Here is a 20804-nt window from a genome sequence, read left to right as displayed (position 1 = left end):
AGAGTGCCGTGAGCCTTAAGTCTTTTTTGCATAAGCTGCATTACGATCCCGATCATTCCAAGCCGCCGGACTTCGAACCCGATTGGTACAATGCTCCGCTCGCTTATAAGCTGTACCGCGGCTTACCGACCTTTGCGCTCTCTTCGGAAGTGCCGCTGACCCTTGAAGGAAGGCCTGTGCCAGATCGAGCGGAAATTCGCGATATCGGTCATTTTCTCTGGTATGTTTATGGGCTTGCACAGCTGAGCCAGTCTGTCTTTTACATGGATTACGGCGGGCTGGAGGGAGGAGCGAACGTATTCCACTCGCTCCGGCGGTTCGCGCCTTCCGGCGGCTCCCTGTATCCGAGCGAAATGTATGTATACTTGAAAACGGACGATTTGCCTGTCGGGATCTATCATTACGATACGGCGCATCATCGTCTCGTGCTGCTGCGACTTGGCGATTTTGATGCTTATCTGACCCGAGGGCTGGGGGACCGCTGCGACCTTTCGGCTTGCTTCGGCGCCGTGTTCGTGTCCACTGTATTCTGGAAAAACTTCTATAAATACAATAACTTCGGTTATCGTCTGCAAGGGCTTGACGCCGGCGCGCTCATCGGACAGCTGCTGGAAACAGCCAAACGCTTCGGATATCATACAGGGGTGTACTTCCGTTTTCTCGACCGGGCCGTTAACCATTTGCTTGGCCTTACCGAGCAGGAGGAGAGCGTGTATGCGGTCATCCCCTTATCGCTACAGCCTTCCGGCAGCTGGTTCTATGGCAGCGGAGCTGAAGCGGGAGTCTTGACTTCCCGCCAATTGTGCGCAGCACTGCCTGTAGTCCGGCACGAGCATTACGTCCGCTCGCTTCGCACCACAGAGTACCCGCTGCTGCTTCGCATGAACGAAGCTTCGTTGATGGAAACAACGGAATCGTTCGGTCCGCTCGATGCCGCGAATATCGGAGGTACGATGACCGGCGGTGGGGAGACGGTTGCACTGCCCCGGGCGCAAAGGCTGTCGTTTGATCTGGCTTCGGTCGTCCGCAAACGGTATTCGCCGCACTTGGACTTTGTTTTTAACACGGTTGATGCTCATCAGGCCGCCGCTTTACTGCACGAGGCAACGGCCTCGTTCCCTTATACGAACGATTTGGATACGGCAGGCCACGAGTCCAGGAAGCGGGTATCCATTTATGGCTGCTTGTACGGCCTTGAAGGCATTCCCGACGGCGCTTACCGTTACGATGCCCTGGCTCACGAGCTGCGGATGATCCGTCCGGGAGACTATAGGATGCTGCTGCAGGAAGGAATAACGCTAGGCAACGTGAATCTGTTTCAGACACCGCTTTGCCTGCATGTGGCCGCGGACAGGAATCACTATGCGGATGCGCTCGGTTTCCGGGGGTACCGCATTCAGCAGATGGAAGCGGGAATGCTTGTTCAGCGACTATTGATCGCGGGGGTCGCTCTTGGGCTTAACGGGCATCCGCTCCTCAGCTTTAACCCGGCCGATTGCGACAAAATATATAAGATGGAAGCGGAGGGCGTTACTAGTCTCATCCAAGTGCCGCTAGGAGCTTGCAGACCCAGCTCCCGGCTGGAGGGCGGACTATACTCCTGAGAGAACGGCAAAAGACAGCAGCTCGAAGTCACATTCGGGCATGCTGTCTTTTTTTCGTTAATAGTAAGGTGAAATTAACAGGTACACAAGAACTCCGGTAGAGCTTACATACAGCCAAATGGGCATCGTCCAACGGGCGATTTTCCGGTGCGCCGCGATGTTCATACTGAAGCCCCGGGTTACGGTGATTAAGGCCATAGGGACGTTCACGATCGCCAGCAGCACGTGGGTGATCAGGACAAACAAGTAAACGTATTTCAGCCATAGGCTTCCTCCGAATTTCGTCGGCTCGGTCAGAAAATGGTAAATGACGTACGAAACGAGGAATAACGCCGTGGTCACAAAAGCAAGAAGCACAAAGTTCCGGTGCGCCGCGATGTTTTTCTTCTTAACGAAATAAAGTGAAAGCAGCAAGAAAGCAAAGGTAAAGCAGTTAAAGACGGCGTTCAGCAGAGGAAGCACCGTCACGTCGAAGCCGACCGTCCCTTCGTATTTCGGCATAAAAAACAAAGCGGCGATCACTCCGATAAGGATGATCGAAAAAACTGTGATCCATGCGGTAAAATTGCGTGGTTTGCTCATGTTATCTCCCCTTTTTCCTGACATTTTGCAACTATCGTCCATTTAAGGATAGACATCCTATTCTTTAAAAACAACGGGGTTTGCCCGCGTTTTGTTACATTTTATCGAAAGCTGGGTACCGTGAGGTCCGGCCTGCCGTTCTTGCATAACGTTGGAACGGAATGTGCACCATATTATGGACTCTGGAGCAGAATGTGGTACCGTGTTCAAAACACCGTTTCGGAGACAAATGAGGCGCCATTACTTCGGAAGGGGGGCCTGTCGTGGCTTTTTTGCCGCCCGAGGACCGTATCACAACCATGCAAGCAGCCGTGCTAATCTCCAATTATATGCTGGGCGTAAGCATTCTGACGCTGCCCCGTACCTCAGTAGAGGCGGCGCAAACGCCAGATGTCTGGATTTCGCTCATCCTGAGCGGACTGATCACGGTTGCGGTCGGAACTTTGATTGTAAAATTGTCCCAACGCTTCCCGGGCCAAACCTACTATCAATATAACCGGCTGCTCGTCGGCAAGTGGCTTGGGATCGCGCTCAGTTTTTTTACGGCTTTATATTTCATATTTATGGCCTCTTTTCAACTTCGGGCGGTGCTCGACGTTACCCGGCTGTTCCTGCTGGAGGGCACGCCTTCTTGGGCGATTACGTTCGCTTTTATGTGGGTGGGGGTTTATTTGATATTGGGCGGAATCAATCCGGTCGCCCGGCTCTTCGAAGTGATCTTTCCGATCACGACCGTCATTCTGATCTTGATCGCTTTCATGGGCCTCAGCGTATTCGAGCCCAACAATATGCGGCCCGTACTGGGTCACGGCATCATGCCCGTGCTGCGCGGGCTGAAAACGACTGTACTATCCTACACGTCCGTCGAGATCATGCTCGTCGTTCCTGCTTTTATGAAGCATCCGGAAAAGGCGGTCAAAGCGGTGCTGATCGGGGTGCTCATCCCGGTGTTCTTCTACGTCGTCACCTGCGTCATTGTCATAGGAACGTTATCGGTGGACGGTGTGATTACCCGCACCTGGCCGACCATCTCGCTTTTCCGGAGCTTCGAGTTCAGGGGAATTTTCTTCGAGCGCTTCGAGACGCTGCTGCTCGTCATCTGGCTGATGCAGATTTTTACCACCTTTACGTTGTCTTATTTTCTCGGAGCGCTTGGTATTGCCCAAAGCTGGAAGGTGAATCATCGGACGGTCATTTTTGTCTTGCTGACGGTCATTTATATGATCTCTTTAGCGCCTGCGGATACGAACGAATTGTTTAAGCTGGGGGAAATGTTAGGCTTGTCATCGTTAGTTCTGTTTATCCTGGTGCCCGCGGTTCTGTACGTTCTCCCGGGCAGGAAGGGGGCCCGGTCTTGAAACGACGAAATAGGATGCTCGCGATCCTGGCTCTGCTGCTGGTGATACCGCTTCTGACGGGCTGCTGGAGTCAGCGGGAGATTGACGACCTTAGTCTTGTGGCCGGAATCGCGCTGGATAAAGCTCATGAAACGAAGGTTGAGACGGCACTGAACAAAAATGGGGCGGCGCGCAAAAAAGACGATTTGATCTCGATTACGTATCAGGTTTTCACTTCCAGCTCCGGGGGCGGGCAAGGCCGCGGGGGCGGTGGTTCCCCTGAGAAAAAGAGATACGAAAATTTTACGGAAACCGGCGATTTGTTATTGGAGTCGACCCGGGAAATTTCGCTCCGGACGGAACGGCCGATATTCGCCCAGCATTTCAAGACGCTGGTGATCGGCGACGAGTTGCTTCGTACGACACCGATCCGGAATTTTATGGATCTGATGTACCGCGAGTCGGAATTTAGACCGAGCGCCCTGGTGTTCGTCGCCCGCGGATTGGCGAGGGAAACGTTCGAGCTGAAAGGGACGAAGGAAATTCCGGCGTTCCGCATCTTGAAAATGGTCGACAATCAATACAAATCGACCCGCATCCTACCTCCGGTATCTTTGGCCAAGCTGCTGACGTACCTGCAGAGCAAGTCGAGTTTTTTGCTGCAAGCGATCGTCAAAGGGGGAGGGGAGATTAAATTTGCCGGGGCCGGAATCGTTCACGGACAGAGCGGAAAGCTGGTCGGCTTTCTCGATGAAGATGAGTTGGGCAGCATTACGCTGATCACGGGACAAGTACGGGGAGGCGTCGTCAAATTCACCGACGAGGAAACCGGGCAAAAAAACCTGTATGAAATCTTATCGTATAAAAGCGACATTGTGCCGCGCGTGGACGGGGAGAACCTTTCGTTCGAGATTCAGATCGAATCCCGGGGCCGGCTAAGCGAAAGCTGGGTGATGAATGAGAAAAGCTTCAACGACCGTTTCCTGAAGCGTCAGGGGCAGTACGCGGCGAAGCAATTGGAACAGAACATCCGCCAGACACTGAAAAAAATTCAGAAGCAGTACAAAGCCGACGTGATCGGTTTTGGCAAAGAACTGCGCATTCATGAGCCGAAAACATGGGATAAAGTCAAATCCCAGTGGGACCAAAAATTCAGTCAAGCCGAGGTTCGCGTACACGCCAAAACGATCGTGGCGGAGTACGGAGCGAGCGGTTCCAAAGTCATTGAGCATCGCAATCCGCCCGGACCATAAAGGCAATCCCTCGCTTGGAGAAAATATAAAAAACATAAGACTTTTGCAATAAATTGTTATATATTGTAATTAGATATATAAAATTACATACGATGAAGGACGTTCATTCCGTGGACCGGCACAGAACCTGTAAGTTTGTTTCAGGTTCTTTTTGCTCATGCCTCTCCGCTGGAACACGGGTGAACCGATCACACCCGAACAATATCAAAGACGGCTACAAGCTTGACGGCACCGTAAACGAAAAGGCAAGCTATGCGACGGCCGTGTTCGTCTCACCGTTCATCGCCGCGTCCACGACGAACAGCAGCCATCAGGCATGGATCAATGCGGGCTGGGATTGGATGAAAAACAAGAAAGAAGGCTATTTTAGCGATTCCTTTAATCTATTATCGATGCTCTTCATTTCCGGCAACTGGTGGATTCCGACGAGTGACGGTCCTTCTACGGAAGCCGATCTTGCGAAGGGGAAAGCAGGCGAGGCCAGCTCGCTGGAAGGAAGCGGCTACGAAGCGTCCAAAGCGTTCGACGGCGATCCCTCCACCCGCTGGGCGAGCAAGGAAGAAAACGACCCGCAATGGATTTATGTCAATCTCGGGAAGACGTACAGCATCCATAAAGTAAAGCTGAACTGGGAAGCCGCTTACGGCAAAAACTACAAAATTCAGGTGTCGAACGATAGCGGCTCGCCGGTGAATTGGACGGACGTATATTCGAAGAAAAAGGGGAAGGGAGGAGTGGAAGAGATCGCGTTTGCCGCGCAGGATGCCCGTTATGTCCGGATGTACGGCACGGCAAGAGGCACGTCCTACGGGTACTCGCTCTACGAATTTGAAGTGTACGGCTCGGACAAATAGGAAGGAACCATAAGGCTGCCGCCATAGCGTAGATTGCCCGTCACCCGGGTTTGTCCTATAATGAAATATATGAGAATCATTATCATTCAAAAATGGTCTGTACAGAATAGAGATCAGCAGGAGTAGCTTCTATGGAATCGACCCGTTTTCATGACATTTTTGATCAATACTTTCATGGGATGCGGCTATCCCGCGCCCTTCCGGGACGGACGGAACGGATGCCGTTGTCCGAGCCTGTGGGCGACGGTGTGATCCGGCGCCTCGTCACCCGCTCCAGTATGGAAATCGTGTTATCGGATTTCCGGCTGCTCAAGGACCGGACCATCCAAGTCGCTTCCGGCGGAGCTATGGTCGAGCTCAGCTTTTGCTTGCAGGGCAAGGGAGAGGTTAGCGTGTCGGGCGAACGACACGAGCTTGCTGCCGGAAGCTGCGCTTTGCAATTCATGCAAGGCTTCCGGGCTTCGTTCGAATACGACAAGCGCGACCCGGTACGATCATTGGCTATCGGCATCCCTGTCTCGCTATTCAACGACTTCATGGCAGACGAATCCGAAGGGCGAAGCGTCAATTTTGCCGGACTGATCGGCGGGGGCGCTTTCCGCAAGTTCCAGAAGCCCATTGATCCGAGGGCTTCCTATATCATATCTCAAATGCTCGAACGCACGGACCGTGCCCCGGCCCGGAAGCTTTATATGGAAAGCAAGGCGCTGGAGCTGCTTTCCATCTACTTCGAGACGTTTCTGTTCGATCGGGAGCAGCAGACGAGGAAGGCCCGGCTGTCTAAGAGCGACTTGGACAAAGTCCGGCAAGCCGGAGAAATTTTGCTTGGGCGCATGGATTGTCCTCCTTCGCTTCTTGAACTATCGCGGATGGTCCGCTTGAACGATTTCAAGCTCAAGATCGGGTTTAAGGAAATGTACGGCACGACCGTTTTCGGTTATTTGCGCGACAATCGGCTGGAACAAGCCATGACGCTGCTGCAAAACGGCGCCGCCAACGTAAGCCGCGCAGCCAGCATCGTCGGTTATGCGAATGTGAGCCATTTTTCCGAATCGTTCCGGGGCAAGTTCGGGATCAATCCTTCCGAATTCATTCGCAGGCGGGCCGAGCTTGATTAACCGTGGGCCATTCGCTGGAAATCGCAGCATCATCCAAGCAGGCGCGAATCGAATTGACGCCAGGACGACCCGTCCCGGCGTTTTTTTTCGTTGTTTCGCCGCAAAAAATCCGCCACACCGCAATCCTATCCCTCCGTCGGTAGTGCTCGTGTCCAAGGACGAGTATCATGACTAAATGATAATCATTATCAATACAGGAGAGGGAGACAACAAATGATTTCTTTCAGAAAAGGGATTGCCGGTTTTATGCTGATCGCGATGGCGCTCGCCTTGTTCGGTTGCGGCGGCAGTACGGGGAGCGGGGCAGACAGCGGCGTAACTGCTGCCCAATCCGGCCAAGCGGGAAAGAGTCCGGAAGCGCAAACCCGCAAAGTCAAAGACGCCAAAGGGGAGGTCGAAATCCCAGCCCGTCCGCTGCGGATCGCGGATGTATCCGGCTCGACCGAAGAGCTGCTGGTCCTGAGCTTTCAGCCGATCGCGACCGGAAATACCGAGATGGGTAACCCGAAGGAGCTTACGCCGATTTTGAAGCAAAAGCTGAAAGCCGATACAATCAAGACCGGTTGGTTTCAAACCGAGGTTAGTGTCGAAGCGATCGCTTCGGCCAATCCGGATCTGATTTTTGCCGGCCCGACGCAGGATAAAATTTACGATCAATTAAGCAAAATCGCGCCGACCGTCCGGGTCCCGTACGGCTTCAATGCGTTCCGGAAGCGTTTCGCCTTCGTCGCCGGAGTGTTGGATAGAACGAAGGAAATGGAGGCCTGGATGAAAGCGTACGACGAACAGGCCAAGCGGCTGCGCGAGAAAATTACGGCGGTCACGAAGGACGAAACCTTCGCGGTGATCGAGGCAACGGCCAAAGAAATCCGGATATATTCGAAAACGGGCGTCGCGGATATGATTTTCCGGGATATGCAGCTTCCCCAAGCTCCGGGGACGCCGGAGCCGGACCCATGGGGAGGAAAGGTGACCAGTCTGGAAGGGCTGTCGAATCTGAACCCCGATCATCTGATTCTGTTGACCGCCAGCGAAAACAACGTGCTGCAGGAAAGCAAGCTGTGGAGCGGTCTGAAAGCGGTCAAAAACGGGCGCGTCTACCGCTTGACAAGCAAGCAAAACTATAACGAGGCATTTTATGCCCTGGGTAAGAAAGCGCTTCTGGAGCAGCTAGGCAACGATATTGTGCAAAAAGCCCATTAGATCCAAGCAATGGCCTGACCCCTCCTAACCCTAAGGATGGAGCGGGCTATTGTTGTTTATCGAGCATCGGTAAAACCGAATGGCTTAGATATGCAAAATATTGACATAATGATGGATTATAGTATAATAGTAAAAAATTACAAAATTTTATTTTCATATCTCTGTTTAGGTCATGTCTATAGAAATGCAGCGGGCCGTCTTCGAAAACGGTCAATTCTACAAAATAATTGTAAGCGTTTTCTGTAAAATGACATTGTTGGAAATGGGGTATCGTCATATGGCTGGTGCCATCGAGGAAAAGGACAACCGTCTCAAACGTTCCATGAAAAGCCGGCATATGTTTATGATTTCGCTGGGCGGGGCCATCGGTACGGGCTTGTTTGTCAGCACGGGGTACTTGATCAATCAAGCCGGGCCAGGCGGTGTCGTCCTGGCCTATTTGGCCGGCGGACTTCTTATGTATCTGGTCATGCTGTGTTTGGCCGAGCTGGCGGTCGTGATGCCGGTGACGGGTTCTTTTCAGGCCTATACCACCAAGTTTATAGGTCCGGCTACCGGGTTTACGATCGGCTGGTTGTATTGGATCAACTGGATTGTCGCCGTCGGCTCCGAATGGGTCGGCGCCGGGATTCTGATGACCCGCTGGTTCCCCGACGTGCCCTCGTGGGTGTGGATCGCGCTGTTCATTGTGCTGATGTTCCTGTTAAACGCCTTTTCCGCGAGTCTTTTTGCCGAATCCGAGTTTTGGTTCTCCAGCATTAAAGTGACGACGATCATGCTGTTCATCTTGTTAGGGCTGGCCGCTATTGTGGGACTGATGCCTTTCGAGGGCTTGAATGCGGCTCCGATCCACTCGGGCTTCGCCCATGACGGGGGGCTGTTTCCCCATGGGTTTATTCCCGTATTCATGACGATGGTCGCCGTCAATTTCAGCTATCAGGGAACGGAGCTTATCGGCATTGCTGCGGGAGAGAGCGAAAATCCCGAAGAATCGGTTCCGAGAGCGACAAGAAATACGATTTGGAGAATTTTGTTTTTGTTCGTCGCGTCGGTCTTTGTCCTCAGTTCGCTGATTCCGTGGCGGGAGGCAGGTTTGACGGACAGTCCGTTTGTGCTTGTATTCGATAAAATGGGCATTCCTTTTGCCGCCGATATTATGAACTTTGTTATTTTGACGGCTCTGCTCTCGGCGAGCAACTCCGGGCTGTATGCTTCCTCGCGGATGCTGTGGGCGCTTTCCAAAAGCAATATGGCCAGCCCTTACTTAAGCAAGCTGACCCCTCAAGGCGTGCCGTTTCGGGCGCTTATCGTCAGCGCCGTTATTGCGTCGTTAGCCTTGATTTCAAGCGTCGTGGCCCCCGGCACCGTGTTTCTGTGGCTGAGCGGCATATCCGGATTCGCCGGAATCATGGTTTGGATGGGGGTCGCCTTATCGCAATATGTGTTCCGCCGCCGTTTTATTGCCGAAGGGAACAGTGTTCACGATCTGAAATACAGGGTCAGGCTATTTCCTTTTGTGCCGATTCTTGCGATCATCCTGTGCATCGTTGCGCTGGTCGGACTAGCCTTCGATCAGCAGCAGAAAATCGCCCTTTACTACGGAATCCCGTTTACGATCATTTGCTATTTGATTCACTATCTGTTTTACCGGCACAAGCGCCCAAAGCAAGAGCAGACGGGGAGAAACTTATAAAAAGGGCTTGGATCGAAGCCCCCCAAAGGCCTATGGAAGAATGTCCTCCATGGGCCTTTCGTTTTGTCAGGACTACAGGTAGTGCTAGTCTCTCGCTTTACACGAGGTCATCGGTTTGCTAGAATAGGATCGATTGTTAACCGAGAATTATATTTTTAGGTTAACAATTAAAAACGATAGAGGCGGTGAACGGTCATGGAAACGGCCACAACCTGCGAAGAGCTTGCGGCTTGGAATAAGGCGTACTTATGGCATCCGTTTACACAGATGAAGGACTATGTTAAAGGCGAGCCTCTCATTATCGAACGGGGCGAAGGCATCATGCTTTACGATGTTCGGGGACGCGCTTACTATGACGGGTTTTCGTCGGTCTGGCTCAATGTGCATGGACATAACGTTCCCGAGTTGAACGAAGCGGTTGCGTCTCAACTGGCGAAAGTCGCCCACTCGACTCTGCTCGGCATGGCCAACGTGCCGGCGATCGAGCTGGCCGCGAACCTGGTGCGCATCGCTCCGGAATGGCTGACGAAGGTGTTTTATTCCGATGCCGGTGCGACTGGCGTGGAGATTGCGCTCAAAATGGCGTTCCAGTATTGGCACAACCGGGGCAGCGGCCGCAAAACGAAATTTATTACGATGAACCAAGCTTATCACGGGGACACGCTCGGCGCCGTTAGCGTCGGTGCGATTCCGCTTTACCACGACGTCTTCCGCCCGCTGCTTTTTTCCTCCTACGTCATTCCGTATCCTTATGCTTACCGCACCGAAGGTGGGGCTTCCGCCGCGATGGAGGCAACGCTGTCCGCGCTGCGGGAGCTGCTGGAGTCGCGGGCGGACGAGATTGCGGCTCTTCTTGTGGAGCCTGTTGTGCAAGGAGCGAGCGGCATTATTGTCATGCCGCAAGGATGCTTGCGCGAGATTGCCGCGCTGTGCCGCAAGCACGACGTGCTGCTGATCGCCGACGAGGTGGCGACCGGCTTCGGCCGTACCGGAGCGATGTTTGCCTGCGATTTGGAGGGCGTATCGCCCGACTTGATGGTCGTCGGCAAAGGATTGACCGGCGGCTATCTGCCGCTGGCGGCGACGCTGGCAACCGACGAGATTTATGCTGCTTTTTATGCGGACTACTCGGAGCAAAAAACGTTTTTTCACGGTCACTCGTATACAGGCAATCCGCTTGGCTGCGCCGTCGCTCTGGCCAGCCTCCAACTTCTTGAGGAACGGAATAGGATACATACGGTAAATGCACTGGCCGCATTTGCGGCGAAGAAATTGGCTCCGCTTGCCGATTGGTCGCATGTCGGCGAGATCCGGCAGCAAGGTCTGATGATCGGGATAGAGCTTGTTCAGGATAAAAAGTCCCGCGAGCCGTATGTCTGGACGGACCGTGTTGGCGTCCGCGTCTGCATGCGGGCGCGAGAGCTCGGCATGCTGACCCGTCCGCTCGGCAACGTGATCGTTTTGATCCCGCCTCTCGCGAGTACGGAATCGGAGCTGGATGCGATGACGGACATTTTGGCGGCCGCGATCTACGATGTCACCGAGGAAGGCTGGGGAGCGTGACCGGGGTGCACGTAGTGTCTGCACAGGGCAGCGAGAAGCTGCACGGCTGGAATGCGCCCGACCGGAAGCGGTGGCGCGGATTGTTCGTCACGGGCACGGATACCGGCGTCGGCAAGACGGTGATTACGGCGGCAATCGCCGCTGCGCTTCGCAGCGAAGGGCGGAACGTTGGCGTCTGGAAGCCGGTCCAGAGCGGGGCGCTTCTCGGCAAGGGAATCACCGACGCCGAACGGCTGCTGCGCGGAACCGATATTTCCGACCGCCCGGAACAAGTCGCACCGTTTACGTTCGCAGCGCCGCTGGCTCCGGCACTTGCCGCCAAGCAAGCCGGGGTAACCATGACGACAGCCGGGCTTCTGGCGGCAGGAGAACCATTGGCCGAACGCTACGACGCGCTGCTGATCGAAGGGGCGGGGGGCGCTGCCGTGCCGTTAACCTCCGATACCCTCGTAGCGGATTTTATCGCCGAGCTTGGCGTTCCGGCGCTGATCGTCGCCCGCTGCGGCCTGGGCACGGTCAATCATACGCTGTTAACCGCTGCGCTGCTGCGGCAGCGGGGGATTCCAGTCGCAGGCGTTGTGATGAACGAGGTCGATCCCGCAACATCGCGCGACGACCCAAGCACCGCTGCGAATGCGGAGCTGATTGAGCGCTACGGCGGCCTCCGCGTGCTTGGGCGATTCCCGTGGATATGCGGCGAAGCCACGATGGAGAAACTCGTACGAGCCGTGAAGCGGCATATCGACATTTCGCCGATCCGACAAATGTTGGAAAACGCAAGAAGTCAATAGGAGGAGAGGGAGATAAGGATGAAGGCAAACGTGTCTGGAATACCCGGAATACCCGAAACGGCTGCGGATTGGCAGGCATTGGCTCAAAAAGCGCTGAATGAAGAACGCTTGTCCGTCGAAGAAGGGCTTGCCGTGCTTGAGGCCGATGACGACGAAGTGCTGCCGCTGCTGCAAGCCGTTTTTCGGGTACGCAAACATTTTTACGGGAAGAAAGTCAAGCTGAACATGATTATTAACGCCAAAAGCGGCCTTTGCCCCGAGGACTGCGGCTACTGTGCCCAATCTATCGTATCCTCGGCGCCAATTGCCAAGTACCCGCTGCTGGAAAAAGCCACGCTGCTGGCCGGGGCGCGCGAAGCGATGGCCCGCCAAGCGGGAACCTACTGCATCGTCGCATCCGGCAAAGGCCCGACGGACAAAGAATTGGATCAGGTCGTCGAAGCAGTCAAGGAAATCCGCGCGACGATGCCGCTCAAGATTTGCGCGTGCCTCGGCCTTCTGAAGGACGATCAGGCCGAACGCCTCGCGGAAGCGGGCGTACACCGCTACAATCATAACTTGAACACGAGCAGAGCGAACTACCCTTCCATCACGAATACCCATACCTACGATCAACGGGTCGAAAGCGTAGAAAAGGTGAAGCATTACGGCCTGTCTCCTTGCTCCGGCGTAATTATCGGCATGGGCGAAACGAACCGCGAAATCGTGGAGATGGCTTATGCGCTCCGGGAGCTTGATGCCGACTCGATTCCGGTCAACTTCTTGAACGCCATTCCGGGGACTCCGCTGGAAAAAGCGGGGCGTACTCCCGCGTTGAAGGCGCTCAAGGTGCTGGCGTTGTTCCGGTTGATCTGCCCATCCAAGGAAATCCGCGTAGCGGGCGGCCGTGAGGTCAATCTCCGGACGCTGCAGCCGCTTGGCCTGTACGCCGCCAATTCGCTGTTCGTCGGCGACTATTTGACGACGAAAGGGCAGGAGGCTGCGGCTGACTATCAAATGATCGAGGATTTGGGCTTCGAGATTGAAGTCTGTGCCCTATAAGGCGGTGGTGGCATGAAATGGATCGAAGACGAGCTTCAGAAGCTGGAAGATCAGTCGCTCAACCGCTCGCTGCAGACCAGCGCCCCGGTACCCGGCCGCCAAGGGTATATGTTGCGCGGACAAAAAACGCTGCTTGATCTGTCCTCGAACGATTACCTTGGGTTGGCATGCCATCCGGCTATTGCTGTCGCCATGAACCGCGGGCTTCTCTCCGAAGGAGTCGGTTCCGGCGCATCGCGTCTCATCACCGGCAACCGGCCTCCCTACGGCCGATTGGAAGAGGCCCTCGCGGATTGGCAGCAAAGCGAGGCCACGCTTGTTTTTGCCAACGGGTATATGGCGAACCTCGGCGTCATACAGGCGCTTGCAGGCCGCGGAGATGTCGTGTTCAGCGACCGGCTGAATCACGCGAGCATCGTGGACGGCATCGGGCTAAGCCGCGCCGATCACGCCCGATACCGCCACAATGACATGGAGCATTTGCGCCGGTTATTGCACAAGCACCGCGATGCAAGACGCAAGCTGATCGTCACGGACGCGGTTTTCTCGATGGACGGCGACCAAGCGCTGTTGGCGGAGTTAGTTGCGCTGAAGCGGGAATACGGAGCCATCCTCATGGTCGACGAAGCTCACAGCGGAGGCGTATATGGAGCGCGAGGCGAAGGGCTGTGTCATGCGCTGGGGTTGCAGAGCGGCGTAGACGTGCACGTGGGAACCTTTAGCAAAGCGTTTGGCGTCTACGGCGCCTACGTTTCCGGCAGCCGTACGCTCATCCGTTGGCTGGTCAATAAGGCGAGGCCGGTCATCTACTCGACGGCGCTGCCTCCGTCCGTGTTAGCCGGGATTGCGGAAGCTCTGAATCTGGTGCAAACGGATCAGTGGCGGCGCGAACGGCTTGCTGCGTCCAGTCGGCAGTTTCGTTCCTTACTGCGCAAGGCAGGATTCCAAGTCGGGCCCGGAGATTCGCCGATCGTCCCGGTTATCGTCGGAGATAACGCGACTGCCCTGCATTTCAGCTCTGCGCTGGAAGCGGGAGGCATTGCCGCCGTTGCCGTCCGTCCCCCGACGGTCCCGGACGGAACGGCGCGCATCCGCTTTTCCTTATCCGCCGCGCATACTCCGGACGACCTGGCCGATGCCGCCCGCCGCATCGAACAGGTCGCTCATCGGCTGGGGGTGCTGGCGCGATGACGGACCCGATTCGCATCTTCGCGAACAGAGCGGCGCTCGGCGCATCGGCCGGAACGCCAAAAACCACAAAGCCGCGCGGTGCCGTTATCTTATGGCTGGCCGGATGGAGCATGCCGGAAACGGTATTCGCGGAGCTTCAATCGCATCTGCCGGAGTTCATTCATGTCCCAGTAAGGCTGAGCTGCGCCGAAACGCCGGAGCAGATGATAGCTCAGGCTGAAGCGGCTGCCGTCGCTTGGATCGCCGAGTGGGACGGTTCCCTCCAGCGGCTTCCGATGACCTCCCGCAGAAGCAGAAAACTCCTGATCGCCGGCTGGTCGCTCGGCGGATTGCTTGCGCTGCGTCTCGCCGCACGGGGATTCGCGGACGCGCTAGTGCTTTTCGGCGCAACTGCGCGGTTCGTCCGCCCTAGGGAAGAGTCGGACCGCGGCTGGCCGGACGCGGTTCTCCGGCACATGGCGGCGGCCATCGCCAAGGACCGTCTGGCCGTGGAAGCCCAGTTCCGCGAACGGCTGCTCTCGGATGGGGAAAAGAAAGCGGGCCTCCTCCCGCAGCTACCCCGGACAGGAAGCTGGCCGACCGCAGCGCTGCTCGCTGGCATTCAGCTTCTGCGGACCGCGAATCATGTGCCGGATCTGCGGGAGATCGTTTGTCCGACGCTTCTTGTCCACGGCAAAGAGGACAAGGTGTGCCCGTACGGTGCGGCGGAGGAGCTGTATGAACGGCTGCCGCAGGCGGAGATCCTGCCGGTCGAAGGCGGCGGGCATATCCCGTTTCTTGCGCGGGAGGCAGCTATCGCCGAAGCGATCAGGAGGTGGTGGCATGGAGTACAGGCCGCATACGATTCGCCGCCGGTTTGACCGCTCTGCCAAGGCATCCTACGACGCGCATGCACGCGTACAACGCGTCATGGCAGACGAGCTTGTCCGGTCGCTGGCCCGCCGGAAGCAGGGAACCGGGGAAACACGGCCGCATCTGCTGGAAATCGGCTGCGGCACCGGTCTGCTGACCGAGATGCTGCTGCGCGATTGGCCCGATGCGGTCATTACCGCGCTGGATATCGCGCCAGCCATGCTGGAAGCGGCGGAACGGCGCATCCGCTCCAAGGCTTCATCGACGGCCGCAAACCAACGGCTCCCCGTAAACTTCCGTCTGGCGGATGCCGAAGTGTGGGCCGCCCAAGCGGAGCTGTTGTCGTTCGATCTCATCGTCTCGAACGCTTGCTTTCAATGGCTGGCCAGCCCGCAGGAAACGCTGAGGCATCTGCGGCGGCGGCTGCGTCCCGGCGGTCTATTGACGTTCACGACCTTCGGTCCGGAGACGTTCCGCGAGCTGCACGAATCGTTTGCCGCCGTTTATCGCTCCCGCGGTCTGGAGCCGCAGCGGCACGGCCTTGCGTTTCCCTCTGCCGGCGAGTGGCGGACCCTGCTTCAACATGCGGGCTTTGCGGAGGCTCGGGATGAGAGCGTCATCCGGACCGAAGGCTATACCTCCGTCAGCGAATTTCTGCACTCGGTCAAAGCGACGGGAGCCAGCGCATCGGCGGCCGACGCTTCGCGAGGCCTTGGCTGGCGTTCCTTATTCGCCGGTATGTTTCGGGAATACGAAAAGCGGTTTCCGGCCCCCGAAGGGATTTCAGCCACGTACCAGCTTCTTTTGCTCCAAGCGGAAGTCCCCTCATGACAAAATTTGCTGGAAACGGTAAAATGGAAAGGAAGTTACCGGAGGTGGATGGCGATGTGCCGTTATGCGATAACGTACAAAAATATTTACGCTTGTTTTTCGTGCCGCAAAGTGTTTAAGCAAAGGCCCGATTATGAACTGGGCAAAATCGAAGCGGCGAACAGACAATACAAATGTCCGCAATGCGGCGAAGTTATGAACGATATGGGACACGACTTTCAAGCGCCCAAGCAGAAAGATAGTAAACAGTGGAAAAAAGTCGAGGTCCTGTATGCTCACGGCTTCAGCTATCATTCCTGCGGCTGCGACGGACCGGGGTACCGGCCGGCGAAGCTGAGCGAAGTCGAAGCGTTTCTGGAGGCGAAACAAACGTTCAAGACCGAAGGAGAGGTTCTGCTGCAGAAGCTGTCGGTCAAGGTGTAGGATTGGAGATATTAATGAACGAAAAAAAGGCCGGGGATGCTTTCCCACAGGCCTTTTTTTGATGGCTTGACGGACCTTTCGGCTATTCGAGCCACTAGGTCTTAGTGTACCGTATTTTGGAAGTCGGTAGCAAGAGAACGTTTGTTCGATTACATCTACCACATGAATACTTTTTACCAAATTTGAGCAATGTATCAGTAGAAGCAGAGCCACTTACAAAAATGCAGGTGACGGAGGATGCGTTTCTTCAAATCAAACAGAGCTGGAAGGTCCGGACGCAGCGCAGCGGCAAAGCGGGACGCGAGCCGGATCGAGTCGCCGCCGCAGGAAGCCGAGCCCTTAAGCCCGGACATGGAGCTTAATTTAGAGCACATTCGGGGCACGACGGGAAATAGCCCGGATCTGATCATACGGACGATTCGCATCGGCGCTTCAGGCACGACGAAGGCGGCGGTCATTCATACCGACGGGCTGACGGACAAAGAAATCATTACCCGGTTCCTGGAGTCGTTCATGCTGCATGCCCGCGATCCGGCGCTATTCCAGGAATTGAACGGAGCGGAGGCCCCTTGGGCTCCACTGCAAATGCTTGAAGACTTTACCTTAACGCTCAGTTCGGTAACGGAAATCGACAACTTTCATGCGTTGTTCGACAATCTGCTGTCCGGCAATATGATCATTCTGATCGACGGGTTCGGCAAAGGACTGTCCGCTGATACGAAGGGCTGGGAAGATCGCGGCGTCCAGGAGGCTTCCGTACAATCCGTGGTACGCGGGCCCCGGGAATCGTTCTCGGAATGTCTGGGCACCAACATTGCCTTAATCCGGCGCAAAATCAAAGACCCGAAGCTATGGGTCGAGTCCCGGTCGATCGGCCGGGTGACGAAGACAAAAGTCGCTTTGATGTACATCAAAGGCATTGCCAACGACAGCGCGATTGAGGAAGTGCGCAGCAGGCTGGACCGCATCGATATCGACGGTATTTTTGAGAGCGGCAATATCGAGGAGCTGATTCAAGAGAAAACGATTACCCCGTTTCCGACGGTGTACAATACGGAACGCCCCGATTCGGTCGCGGCGAATCTTTTGGAGGGCCGGGTGGCGATCATGGTGGACGGGACGCCGTTTGTTCTGATCGTGCCGGTCGTATTCGCCCAATTTTTTCAATCTCCCGAAGATTACTATCACCGGTCGGATTATGGGATTATTCGCATGCTCCGATACATTTCCCTGATGATTGCGCTGCTCGCTCCCGCTTTATTTATTTCCATTACGACCTTTCATCAAGAGATGCTGCCGACCACGCTGATGACCAGCATCGCGGCACAACGGGAAAGGGTACCTTTTCCGGCGGCCATCGAAGCGTTCCTGATGGAGTTTACGTTCGAGCTTCTCCGTGAGGCGGGTATCCGGATGCCCCGAGCGATCGGCCCCGCCATTTCCATTGTAGGGGCGCTTGTGCTAGGGGAAGCGTCGGTCATGGCCGGACTGGTATCCCCGGCCATGGTTATCGTCGTCTCGATTACGGCGATTGCCAGCTTTGCCTTTCCTTCGTTCGCGATGTCCATACCGATCCGGATTTTGCGCTTCGCCCTGATGGGGCTGGCCGCTTCGTTCGGCCTTTTCGGCGTATTCATCGGACTGATTGCGCTTAATTTGCATTTGTGCAGTCTGCGTTCGTTCGGAGTTCCATATATGGCGCCTTTTGCCCCGTTCATTCCAAGCGATATGAAAGACTCCATATTCCGGTTCCCGTTGTCCGCGATGCGAAAACGGCCGGTCCTGATGCAGAGTCCGAACCCGGTTCGGCAAAATACGGTCCCGTCTGAGTCGGATACGCATCATCAGCGGGAGAGGCGGGAGAGGTAAACGATGAGGCGTAACGTGTCGGTGGTTTGCGTTTTATGCCTGCTGCTCGTCTTGACCACGGGCTGCTGGAGCCGTCGCGAGCTGAACGAGCTGGCAATCGTTACAGGCGTCGGCATCGATAAGATCGATAACCAATACTTGCTGTCGATCCAAGTGCTCAATATGGGACAAGGGAGCGAATCTCCGGGAGGAGGCGGGGGCGGGGCAAGTTTGCCGGTGACGACGCAATATATGAAGGCGGACTCGGTCTTTGAAGGCATTCGCCGGTTGACGACCGAGCTTCCCCGCAAGCTGTATTTTTCTCATATCCGGGTCCTTGTATTTAGCGAAACGCTTGCGCGGGAAGGGCTTCGGGACATCCTTGATCTGTTTGTGCGCGACCATGAAATTCGGCCGGATTTTTTCCTTATCGTCACCAAAGGCGTCGAAGCCAGGGAAGTGATGAGCCAAGTGGTACCGATCGAGCAGTCGCCTGCCAACGCCTTGCTGAAAAGCTTGGAAATCTCCGAAAAAAACTGGTCTCCCACCATTGCCATTACGTTGGACGAGTTTATTACGGATCTGATGAAAGCAGGCAAGGAAGGAGTGATCACCGGTTTGCAATTGAACGGGAACCCTCGCCATGGCCAGACGGATGCGAATTTAAAAAGCGTCAACCCTCCAAGCTATTTCCGGTTTTCCAGCATTGGGGTGTTCAAAAACGACAAGCTGGTCGGCTGGCTGAATGAGGATGAAAGCCGGGGCTTCAGTTATATTACCAACCGTGTCGACGCTACGGTGACGGATGTTCCATGCGATTCGGGGGGAAGGGTGACGGTCGAAATTCTTCGAAGCCAAACGAGCTTGAAAGGAAGCGCGCCCCGCGGGGAACCGGTGATTACCGTCGAAGTCCATGCCGAGGGCAATATCGGCGAAGTCTCATGCAAGGAATATTTATCCAAGCCGGAGACGATCTATGCGTTCGAACGCAGGGCGGAGCGGAAAATTGAAGGCTACATCCAGCAGGCGGTTCGCAAAGCCCGGCAGAGCAGCCGTTCCGACATCTTCGGATTCGGCGAGGCGATTCGCCGGTACGATCCCCGGAACTGGAATCGGCTGAAAGACGATTGGGACCGGTATTTCATGAGCGCCAAAGTCGAGACCCGGATCGACGTCAAGCTGCGCAGAACGGGCAAGGTGGGACAATCGTTCATCGACAAAATAAAATAAGGAGGAGCGTTCATCATGTGGAAGGTGCTGCTCGTCTTATTGGCCGCCGCCGCAATTGTTGCGATCGAATGGCGTTCCTTGATGGAGCGAAAGCTGAAAAGAGAGCTATGGACATTTTTCCTGCTGTGTCTTGTCGGAACAAGTCTGGGGGTGGCGGAAGTGCTGCGGCTCGACATCCCCAATCCGCTGGACTGGATCTCCGTGCTGTATAAGCCGCTGAGCAATCTCATCTACGGAAATTCGGCTTAAGCTCAAATCGTCTGTCGAGGAAATGGCAGGTGGAACCGTATGTTCGAGAACGATAAGATCGAGACCCATCAATTTACGCTGCTTGTGATTTTATTTGTCGTCGGGGATGCGCTGTTGTACGTGCCTTCGTGGCTGGCTTCCTCCGCCAAACAGGATGCCTGGCTGGCAGCCGGGATCGGATGCGTTGAGGGCTTGGCGATTGCCTGGCTGTACACGACGCTGGCCAAACGCCACTTTCCGGCGACGTTGATCGATCTATGCCGCTCCGTCTTCGGCCGGTGGGCAGGAACGGTCGCGGCCTGCTTCTTCGTCAGCTTTATTCTGGTCGATATTTCCATCATGCTGTTTGAAATCGGAGACTTCATCACGACGCAGATGATGCCGGAGACTCCGATCGAGGTTGTCATTCTGCTGTTCACCGGCGTCATCGTACTTGGTGTGCGGCAGGGAGCGGTGGCGCTGGTTCGATCATCCGAAATGGCGTTTCCTTTGTTTGTGCTGCTTTACCTGATGCTGGTCTTGTTTATTTCTCCGCAGATCAAGCTGGAGCATGCCCAGCCGGTGTTAAGCGAGGGCTTGAAACCGATTCTGGAAGGGAATTTAAGATTTTTCGGCAATTTGGAGGAAAGCGTCATCCTGCTCATGCTGTTTCCTTTGATCCGCAATCCGAGTAAGGGGGCGAAGGCTTATGCGACGGGCTTGGCTGTCGGCACGATGATGCTTACCGTGTTTTCCACGGTTTCCATTCTGGTGATGGGCAGTGATATGACCGCTTTGTTGGCCTATCCGAGCTATGTGCTGGCGCAGAAGGTTGCTGTCGGCAAGTTATTGGAACGGATCGAGGCCATCATGGCGTTTATTTGGTTTATCTCCGTGTTTGTAAAAATATCCGTCTGCTACTATGCCGCTTCCTATGGGATAGCGCAGATCGTGAAGCTGCCGAAATATCGTCCGGTCACGCTGCCGCTCGCCATGATTTCCGTTGTGCTGGCTCTGGTGTTCGTTCCGAACCGGCCGTATTTTGACCATTTTGCAACGAAGTTCTGGACCCCTTACATGCTTACCTTCGGATTGTTTCTCCCTTTGCTAATGCTCGGAGCGGCTTGGATGCGCAGGTCGCCCGGGAAGAGATGAGGTGAAG

19 protein-coding genes and 1 pseudogene are annotated in these 20804 nt (G+C 55.4%); 19 read left to right on the top strand and 1 reads right to left on the bottom strand.

The annotated features are described in order from the left end of the window. The first annotated feature begins 8 nt into the window (after window positions 1-8). Entirely contained in the window at window positions 9-1604 is a 1596-nt protein-coding gene (locus tag BLO51_RS05905; protein WP_090668259.1) for a SagB family peptide dehydrogenase, read from the top strand. Between the two features lie 57 nt (window positions 1605-1661). On the opposite strand, the gene BLO51_RS05900 is transcribed toward BLO51_RS05905, so the two are convergent. Then, complete coding sequence (locus BLO51_RS05900) at window positions 1662-2186, bottom strand: DUF420 domain-containing protein (protein ID WP_090668256.1); 525 nt, start codon at window positions 2184-2186, stop codon at window positions 1662-1664. Between the two features lie 299 nt (window positions 2187-2485). Here BLO51_RS05900 and BLO51_RS05895 point away from each other — a divergent pair, with 299 nt between their 5' ends. The 18 genes and pseudogenes from BLO51_RS05895 to BLO51_RS05815 all read left to right on the top strand — a co-directional run bounded on the left by BLO51_RS05895 (window position 2486) and on the right by BLO51_RS05815 (window position 20797). Next, a complete protein-coding gene (locus BLO51_RS05895; protein WP_090668740.1) occupies window positions 2486-3544 on the top strand; it encodes a spore germination protein in 1059 nt (352 codons plus the stop codon). Continuing rightward, window positions 3541-4776, top strand: coding sequence for a Ger(x)C family spore germination protein (locus tag BLO51_RS05890; protein WP_143006829.1), 1236 nt, complete (start codon window positions 3541-3543; stop codon window positions 4774-4776). Before BLO51_RS05895 ends, BLO51_RS05890 begins: the two co-directional genes overlap by 4 nt. A gap of 200 nt (window positions 4777-4976) precedes the next feature. Next, window positions 4977-5630: pseudogene (locus BLO51_RS05885) on the top strand (discoidin domain-containing protein); the annotation flags it as partial. 131 nt (window positions 5631-5761) lie between these two features. Beyond that, window positions 5762-6748, top strand: a complete 987-nt coding sequence (locus tag BLO51_RS05880) for an AraC family transcriptional regulator (protein WP_090668249.1) — start codon at window positions 5762-5764, stop codon at window positions 6746-6748. 213 nt (window positions 6749-6961) lie between these two features. Beyond that, complete coding sequence (locus BLO51_RS05875) at window positions 6962-7951, top strand: ABC transporter substrate-binding protein (RefSeq protein WP_090668246.1); 990 nt, start codon at window positions 6962-6964, stop codon at window positions 7949-7951. A gap of 277 nt (window positions 7952-8228) precedes the next feature. Continuing rightward, a complete protein-coding gene (locus BLO51_RS05870) occupies window positions 8229-9644 on the top strand; it encodes an amino acid permease (protein ID WP_090668243.1) in 1416 nt (471 codons plus the stop codon). 195 nt (window positions 9645-9839) lie between these two features. Then, a complete protein-coding gene (bioA, locus tag BLO51_RS05865; RefSeq protein ID WP_090668240.1) occupies window positions 9840-11207 on the top strand; it encodes an adenosylmethionine--8-amino-7-oxononanoate transaminase in 1368 nt (455 codons plus the stop codon). Continuing rightward, entirely contained in the window at window positions 11204-11998 is a 795-nt protein-coding gene (bioD, locus tag BLO51_RS05860; protein ID WP_090668236.1) for a dethiobiotin synthase, read from the top strand. The genes bioA and bioD overlap by 4 nt, the downstream gene beginning before the upstream one ends. A 30-nt stretch (window positions 11999-12028) precedes the next feature. Further along, complete coding sequence (gene bioB, locus BLO51_RS05855; protein ID WP_425415799.1) at window positions 12029-13039, top strand: biotin synthase BioB; 1011 nt, start codon at window positions 12029-12031, stop codon at window positions 13037-13039. A gap of 12 nt (window positions 13040-13051) precedes the next feature. Next, window positions 13052-14230: an 8-amino-7-oxononanoate synthase gene (gene bioF / locus BLO51_RS05850; RefSeq protein ID WP_090668230.1), complete on the top strand. Its 1179-nt coding sequence runs from the start codon at window positions 13052-13054 to the stop codon at window positions 14228-14230. Continuing rightward, complete coding sequence (locus BLO51_RS05845) at window positions 14227-15090, top strand: alpha/beta hydrolase (protein WP_090668227.1); 864 nt, start codon at window positions 14227-14229, stop codon at window positions 15088-15090. Before bioF ends, BLO51_RS05845 begins: the two co-directional genes overlap by 4 nt. Continuing rightward, a complete protein-coding gene (gene bioC / locus BLO51_RS05840) occupies window positions 15053-15913 on the top strand; it encodes a malonyl-ACP O-methyltransferase BioC (RefSeq protein WP_090668224.1) in 861 nt (286 codons plus the stop codon). Before BLO51_RS05845 ends, bioC begins: the two co-directional genes overlap by 38 nt. A gap of 54 nt (window positions 15914-15967) precedes the next feature. Then, on the top strand, window positions 15968-16336 hold the full coding sequence (locus tag BLO51_RS05835; protein ID WP_090668221.1) for a hypothetical protein: 369 nt from the start codon (window positions 15968-15970) through the stop codon (window positions 16334-16336). A gap of 221 nt (window positions 16337-16557) precedes the next feature. Beyond that, window positions 16558-16698: a hypothetical protein gene (locus tag BLO51_RS30145; RefSeq protein ID WP_245719541.1), complete on the top strand. Its 141-nt coding sequence runs from the start codon at window positions 16558-16560 to the stop codon at window positions 16696-16698. Then, a complete protein-coding gene (locus BLO51_RS05830) occupies window positions 16688-18205 on the top strand; it encodes a spore germination protein (protein ID WP_245719540.1) in 1518 nt (505 codons plus the stop codon). Before BLO51_RS30145 ends, BLO51_RS05830 begins: the two co-directional genes overlap by 11 nt. A gap of 3 nt (window positions 18206-18208) precedes the next feature. Further along, window positions 18209-19414: a Ger(x)C family spore germination protein gene (locus BLO51_RS05825; protein ID WP_090668216.1), complete on the top strand. Its 1206-nt coding sequence runs from the start codon at window positions 18209-18211 to the stop codon at window positions 19412-19414. Window positions 19415-19429: 15 nt separating this feature from the next. Next, complete coding sequence (locus tag BLO51_RS05820; protein WP_090668213.1) at window positions 19430-19663, top strand: hypothetical protein; 234 nt, start codon at window positions 19430-19432, stop codon at window positions 19661-19663. A gap of 39 nt (window positions 19664-19702) precedes the next feature. Further along, a complete protein-coding gene (locus tag BLO51_RS05815) occupies window positions 19703-20797 on the top strand; it encodes a GerAB/ArcD/ProY family transporter (RefSeq protein WP_090668210.1) in 1095 nt (364 codons plus the stop codon). Window positions 20798-20804 lie beyond the last annotated feature (7 nt).

Origin of the sequence: Paenibacillus tianmuensis, from assembly GCF_900100345.1 — a bacterium.
GTDB lineage: Bacteria > Bacillota > Bacilli > Paenibacillales > NBRC-103111 > Paenibacillus_G > Paenibacillus_G tianmuensis.
The sequence above is the reverse complement of the archived record's forward strand: the minus strand, read 5'-3'. Positions and strand labels throughout refer to the sequence as shown.